This is a genomic window from Pseudactinotalea sp., from assembly GCF_048594945.1.
In the GTDB taxonomy this organism is placed as follows: Bacteria; Actinomycetota; Actinomycetes; order Actinomycetales; family Beutenbergiaceae; genus Pseudactinotalea.
Map to the genome: position 1 here is coordinate 1 of NZ_JBMDXJ010000533.1, position 5,904 is coordinate 5,904.

The window sequence follows — 5,904 nt, forward strand, 5'->3', positions numbered from 1 at the left end:
CCGCGACCGCACGATCGCCAGCGCCTGGAGCCTGCGCGCCCGGCCGGGTGCCCCGGTGAGCACGCCGCTCACGTGGGAGCAGCTCGCCGAGGTCACCGATCCGCGCGACCTCAACCTCACCACGGTGCCGGACCGCCTGGCGGACGGCGACCCGTGGTTCGGAATGGACGACGAGGCGTTCTCGTTGCAGCCCTTGCTCGATCTCTGGGAGACCCTCCCGGGAGGTGAGCTGAACTTCCCACCCGATTACCCCAAGATGCCCGGCGAACCGCCGCGCGTGCAGCCCAGCAAGAAGGTAGCCGCGCACTGGGACGCCGAGGGCAACCGGATCGAGGACTGAGGGACCGACGCCCGTGCACGAGAACCGGCCGGACTGGCTGACCACGCTGATCGACCGGTTGCGCACCGAGACCGGTGCCGCCCTGCTGCTCGCCGGCTTCGCGCTGATCGCGCTGATCTGGGCGAACTCGCCGTGGTCGGCGTCCTACGAGGCACTGTGGCACACGCCCCTGGGGATCCATCTGGGTGGCACCGGCATCGAGCTCGACCTGCACCACTGGGTCAACGACGGCCTGATGGTGCTGTTCTTCTTCCTCATCGGCCTGGAGGTGCGGCAGGAGCTCGCGGTCGGGTCGTTGCGCGAGCGACGGCGGGCGCTGGTGCCCCTGGTCGCCGGTCTCACCGGTGTACTGGTGCCGGCCGCGATCTACCTCGCGATCGCCGGACGTGAGGCTGCGAGCGGCTGGGGTGTGGTGATCGGCACCGATACCGCGTTCCTCCTCGGCGTGCTGGCCTTGGTGGGTCCGGCGATGTCGAACCAGCTCCGGGTGTTCCTGCTGACGCTCACCGTGGTGGACGACTTCCTGGCCGTCGCCGTGATCGGCGTGGTCTACAGCGAGGACCTCAAACTGGTCCCGTTGCTGGTCGCGGTGGCGACGCTCGGACTGCTGGCGCTGCTCGGGCGGTCCAGGATGTGGCGCAGCGCGCCGTACGTCGTGCTGGTGGTGGTGCTGTGGGGAGCCACGCTGGTCTCCGGTGTGCACCCCTCGCTGGCCGGGATGGCAGCGGGCCTCCTGGTTCCCGCGGCCATGACGCAACGGCGCCACGTCGAGGACGCCAAGATGCTGTTCCGGGACTACTGGCAGTCGCCCGAGGCGCGGGTCGCGCGCACGGTCAGGGCCGGTCTCGCACGATCGATCTCCGTCAACGAGCGCCTTCATGACGTGCTCCGCAGCCCGGTCTCGCTCGTGGTCGTCCCGATCTTCGCGCTCGCGAACGCGGGCGTCGACCTGCGCGGCGGTGTCTTCGCCACCGCCTTGGCCTCGCCGATCACGTGGGGTGTGGTCGCCGGCCTGGTGATCGGCAAGCTGGTGGGCATCTCGTTGGGTGCCTGGGCGTCGGTCCGGCTGGGGTTGGGTCGCCTTCCCGACGGCGTGGGGCCGGGCAGCGTGCTCGGCGGCGCGACCCTCTCGGGCATCGGGTTCACGATGGCGCTGCTGATCATCAGCCTCGCGCTGGAAGGCGAGCAGGCCGACGACGCCACGATCGGCGTGCTGATCGCGCTCGTGCTCTCGACGGCGCTGGGCGCCCTGGTCTTCAGGCTCGCCCGGGTGCGCTGGGGTGAGACGACGGCAGATCTTCCGACACGGCTCACGCCCGATGTCGATCCCGATCGCGACCACGTGCGCGGCGACCCGGACGCCCCGGTCACCGTGGTGGAGTACCTCGACTTCGAGTGCCCGTTCTGTGCCCGCGCCACCGGCATGTGGAAGGACCTGCACACCCACTTCGGTGACCGGGTCCGCTACGTGGCCCGACACCTGCCGCTCGACGAACCGCACCCGCATGCGCGCCTCGCGGCGGTGGCATCCGAGGCCGCTGCTCGGCAGGAGCGGTTCTGGGAGATGCACGACCTGCTGTTCGCGCACCAGTCCCATCTGACGCAGGCGGACCTGCGCGGCTACGCCGACGACCTCGGCCTCGACATGGAGGCCTTCGACGCGGACTGCGAGGATCCCGACCTGTTCGACCTCGTCGAGCGTCAGGAGCGCGGCGCACACGCCTCCGGTGCACGCGGCACGCCCACCTTCTTCCTCAACGGCATCCGCCACCGCGGCCCGCACGACGCCCGCACCCTCATCGCTGCGCTGGAGAGTCCCGAGTCAGCCGCTGCCGCCCGCCGACGATCGTGAGAACTGGCACGATGACGGGCATGGACCTTCCCGTGATGCCCCCGGTCAAGCCGATGCTGGCGAAGGCTGCCAAGGCGATCCCGGCCGGTGACCTCGCCTACGAGCCGAAGTGGGACGGCTTCCGGTCGATCATCTTCCGCGACGGTGATGACGTGGAGATCGGCTCCCGGAACACCAAGCCGATGACCCGGTACTTCCCGGACGTGGTCGAGGCTGCCCGCGCTCACCTGCCCGCGCGATGCGTGGTCGACGGCGAGATCGTGGTCGCGGTCGACGACCGGCTGGAGTTCGAGGTGCTGCAGCAACGCGTGCACCCGGCTGCGAGCAGGGTGACGCGGCTCGCCGAGGAGACGCCGGCGAGCTTCGTGGCGTTCGATCTGCTCGCACTCGGCGACGAGGACCTCACCGGCCTGCCGTTCGCCGACCGGCGTGCCCGGCTGGAGGAAGCGCTGGCCGATACGGCTGCACCGGTTCACCTGACCCCGCTCACGCGCGACCCCGAGGTGGCGGCCAGCTGGTTCGAGCAGTTCGAGGGCGCCGGTCTCGACGGCGTGATCGCCAAGCCGCTCGACGGCACGTATCAGCCGGACAAGCGCACGATGATGAAGATCAAGCACCAGCGCACCGCCGATTGCGTGGTGGCTGGCTACCGGGTGCACACCTCCGGTCCTGACGCGATCGGCTCGCTGCTGCTGGGCCTGTACAACGACGACGGCGACCTCGCCTCGGTGGGTGTGATCGGCTCCTTCCCGGCGGCGCGCCGCAAAGAGCTGTTCTCTGAGATGCAGGAGCTGGTCACGACCTTCGACGAGCACCCGTGGGCGTGGGCCAAGCAGGAGGCCGGGACTCGCACACCGCGCGCCGGGGAGGGCAGCCGCTGGAACAGCGGCAAGGACCTCTCGTTCGTCCCGCTGCGACCCGAGCGTGTGGTCGAGGTGCGTTACGAGCACATGCAGGGAGGCCGGTTCCGGCACATGGCCCAGTTCAACCGCTGGCGCCCGGATCGGGAGCCACGCTCGTGCACGTTCGACCAGCTCGAGGAGCCGGTCAGCTACGACCTCGGCGACATCCTCGGCTGACCACGGCCAGGCTCAGCCGAGCGGGGTGCTCGCCTCGACCAGGTAGCGCGGTGCGCCAGCAGGGCCCTCGCCGAGGTGGGAGGACATCAACGCGATCGCGCCCGGCCGCCAGCTCGGGCCGCGGTAGACCGCCAGCGCCCGGACCGCCTCGGCGAGCACGCTCGCTGCACCGGCACGCGCACGGCGGCCGGTCCGCGCCACCGTCACGTGCGGGCGGGGCGGCCCGTCGTGGGTCTCATGGTCCAGCAGCTGCTGCGCCCCAGTCATCAGGCCCTGCACACCCGCGACGTCGCCGGCCAGGCCCAACCACAGTGTGCGGCCGGAGAACGCGCCCGCACCGCTGAGCGCGATCTGCGGCGCCGCGCTGCGCTGCGCGAGCGTCGCGAGCCCAGTGGTCAGGTCCGGGACCGCACCCTCGGGAACGTCGCCGTAGAACGCCAGCGTCAGGTGCAGATTCTCCCGCGGCACCCACCGCAACGATTCGGCGGCCCCACCGCGCACTGCGGCGAGGCCGTACTCGAGGTGGTCGAGCACCGCATCCGGCGGCACGAGCGCCGCGAACATCCTCACAGCCACGGCACCACCAGGTCGGCTCGTTCGCGGGTGGCGGCGATCAGCCGAGCATTGACCTCGTCGGAGCCGAACGTGAACGTGCTCGCCAGCTCCGGCGTCTTGCCGTTCGCGACGTGTCGCTCGAACAGCCGACGGCGCCGCAGCTCGGGATCGGTGTCCAGGAACCAGGTCTCGTCCAGCACCTCGCGGACCCGGCGCCACGGGTCGTCGTCGACGAGCAGATAGTTGCCCTCTGTGAGCACCACCCGCACCTGCGGCGCCACCGGGATCGCCGACCCGACCGAAGACTCCTGCTGCCCCCGCACGTACATGGGCGCGTACACCACTGCCTCGTCCGGGTCCCGAAGGCGACGAAGCAGCGCGAGGTAGCCCCCGCCGTCGAAGGTGTCGATCGCCCCCTTCCGCTCGGCACGGCCGAGCCGCGCGAGCTCGGCGTTCGCGAGATGGAACCCATCCATCGGGACGACCGCGGTGCTCACCCCGGTCTCGCTCAGCATCTCGGCGAGCGCTCCGGTCAGCGTCGACTTACCGGACCCCGGCTCCCCCACGACGCCGACGATCACACGGCTGCGCCGGGCCGCGAGCTCCAGCACCCGGTCGCGCAGACCGCCGACCAGCTCGGTCGTGGCGCTCATGCCCGCTGCGCGGCAGCTGAGGCGTACAGGCACAGCGTGGCGGCCATCGCCAGGTTGAGGCTCTCAGCCTTGCCATGGATCGGGATGCGCACCACGGCGTCAGCGAGCCCGCGAGCCTCCGCGCTGAGCCCGTGTGCCTCGTTTCCGAACACCCACAGGGACGGCACCTCCAGCGGCGCCTCCTCGAGCGGGATGTCTCCGGCGCCGTCAGCGGCAAACACCTGCAATCCGGCCGCCCGTGCAGCCTCGACCACCTCGGTCAGGCTCGCCCCTTCATGGATCGGTAGGTGGAACAGCGAGCCGGCGGTCGAGCGCACCACCTTGGGGTTGTGCTGCTCGACGCTCGCAGCGGTGAGCACCACGGCGTCGGCGCCCGCGGCATCGGCAGCCCGGATCACGGTGCCGGCGTTGCCCGGATCGCGGACCTCCGCGAGGCACGCGACCAGACGCGTGCCCTCGAGCGCGTCGGCGAGTGGAGTCGCGCCGGCCGTGTGCACGACAGCGAGCACGCCCTGAGCGTCCGGACTCATCTCGGCGAGCACCTCGGGGGCAGCGAGGTGGGTGTACACCTCCGCAGCCGTAGCCGCGTCGAGGATCTCGGGGTAGCGCTGCGACGCCTCGACCGTGAGATAGACGTCGCGAACCGCGCCTGCGGCGTAGCGCACGGCCTCGCGCACCCCCTGAGGGCCCTCGACGAGGTACTGACCGCTGCGCTGTCGCGCCGACCTCCGGGCCAGCGCACGGATGGCCTTGACCCTGTCGGCACGCGGGTTCGTCATGATCTCGGGCACCGGACCATTGTGGTGCACGCGGACCTCCTCGGACTCTCCACCAGGCAGCGCCGAATCCGGCACACACTGCCTGCGAGGGTGGTCCCATGCGCCGCCGCCTCAGCCCAGGAGTGCTCGCGATCATCTGCGTCGGCCTCCTGGTCCCCGCCCTGGGTGTGGTGCTGGCGATCGGCCTGGTCCCCGGCCGGAGCACGTCGACGGAGCCGAGCAGCCTTGCGACAACTCGCTCCGAGTCCCGCTCCAACGCCACCACCGAGGTTCCACCCGGGACCGGCGAGGTCCACGAGAGCGACTACCGCGATGGTGGGGACCGACCGGGAGACGCCCCAGTCCCACGCGACGCCGACCTCACGCAGGCCGAGATCGAGGCGTTTCTGCAGACGAGCGCCGCAGCCGCTGTCGGGACGACCTGCACCTCGGAGGAGGTGACGCTCTCCCTCCGTGTCGTCGACGCAGCCGCCGGGACGATATTCGGGTATCTCCTCGCCCACGCCTCCGAGCCCTGCGACCTCGCGGGGTGGCCCGGTGTGGGTGCCCGCGGCGAGTGGGGTGATCCGCTGCCGATGGAGATCGAGCCCGAGGCGCGCGGCTGGGACGGAACCCCGCTCGAGGCCGACGTGATCACGCTGGCGAC

At 71.1% G+C, this 5,904-nt stretch carries 6 protein-coding genes and 1 pseudogene; 4 read left to right on the forward strand and 3 right to left on the reverse strand.

The window, feature by feature from the left end; translation table 11 throughout:
• The 3 genes and pseudogenes from ACOJSN_RS24360 to ACOJSN_RS24370 form a co-directional block, all read left to right on the forward strand.
• Positions 1-340 (forward strand): annotated as a pseudogene (locus ACOJSN_RS24360) (ATP-dependent DNA ligase); the annotation flags it as partial.
• 13 nt (positions 341-353) lie between these two features.
• Positions 354-2,192, forward strand: coding sequence for a Na+/H+ antiporter NhaA (gene nhaA / locus ACOJSN_RS24365; RefSeq protein WP_420115076.1), 1,839 nt, complete (start codon positions 354-356; stop codon positions 2,190-2,192).
• A 20-nt stretch (positions 2,193-2,212) separates the two neighbouring features.
• A complete protein-coding gene (locus tag ACOJSN_RS24370; RefSeq protein ID WP_420115077.1) occupies positions 2,213-3,271 on the forward strand; it encodes an ATP-dependent DNA ligase in 1,059 nt (352 codons plus the stop codon).
• A gap of 12 nt (positions 3,272-3,283) precedes the next feature.
• Here the strand turns inward: ACOJSN_RS24370 and thpR are convergent, their stop codons facing one another.
• From thpR to ACOJSN_RS24385, 3 genes are read right to left on the reverse strand one after another with little or no spacing between them, the layout of a single operon-like run.
• Complete coding sequence (gene thpR / locus ACOJSN_RS24375; RefSeq protein WP_420115078.1) at positions 3,284-3,847, reverse strand: RNA 2',3'-cyclic phosphodiesterase; 564 nt, start codon at positions 3,845-3,847, stop codon at positions 3,284-3,286.
• On the reverse strand, positions 3,838-4,479 hold the full coding sequence (locus ACOJSN_RS24380) for a nucleoside/nucleotide kinase family protein (RefSeq protein WP_420115079.1): 642 nt from the start codon (positions 4,477-4,479) through the stop codon (positions 3,838-3,840). The genes thpR and ACOJSN_RS24380 overlap by 10 nt, the downstream gene beginning before the upstream one ends.
• On the reverse strand, positions 4,476-5,258 hold the full coding sequence (locus tag ACOJSN_RS24385) for a TrmH family RNA methyltransferase (RefSeq protein WP_420115081.1): 783 nt from the start codon (positions 5,256-5,258) through the stop codon (positions 4,476-4,478). Before ACOJSN_RS24385 ends, ACOJSN_RS24380 begins: the two co-directional genes overlap by 4 nt.
• Positions 5,259-5,356: 98 nt before the next feature.
• On the opposite strand from ACOJSN_RS24385, the gene ACOJSN_RS24390 reads away from it, so the two are divergent.
• On the forward strand, positions 5,357-5,904 hold a 548-nt coding region (locus tag ACOJSN_RS24390; RefSeq protein WP_420115080.1), incomplete at its 3' end, for a hypothetical protein.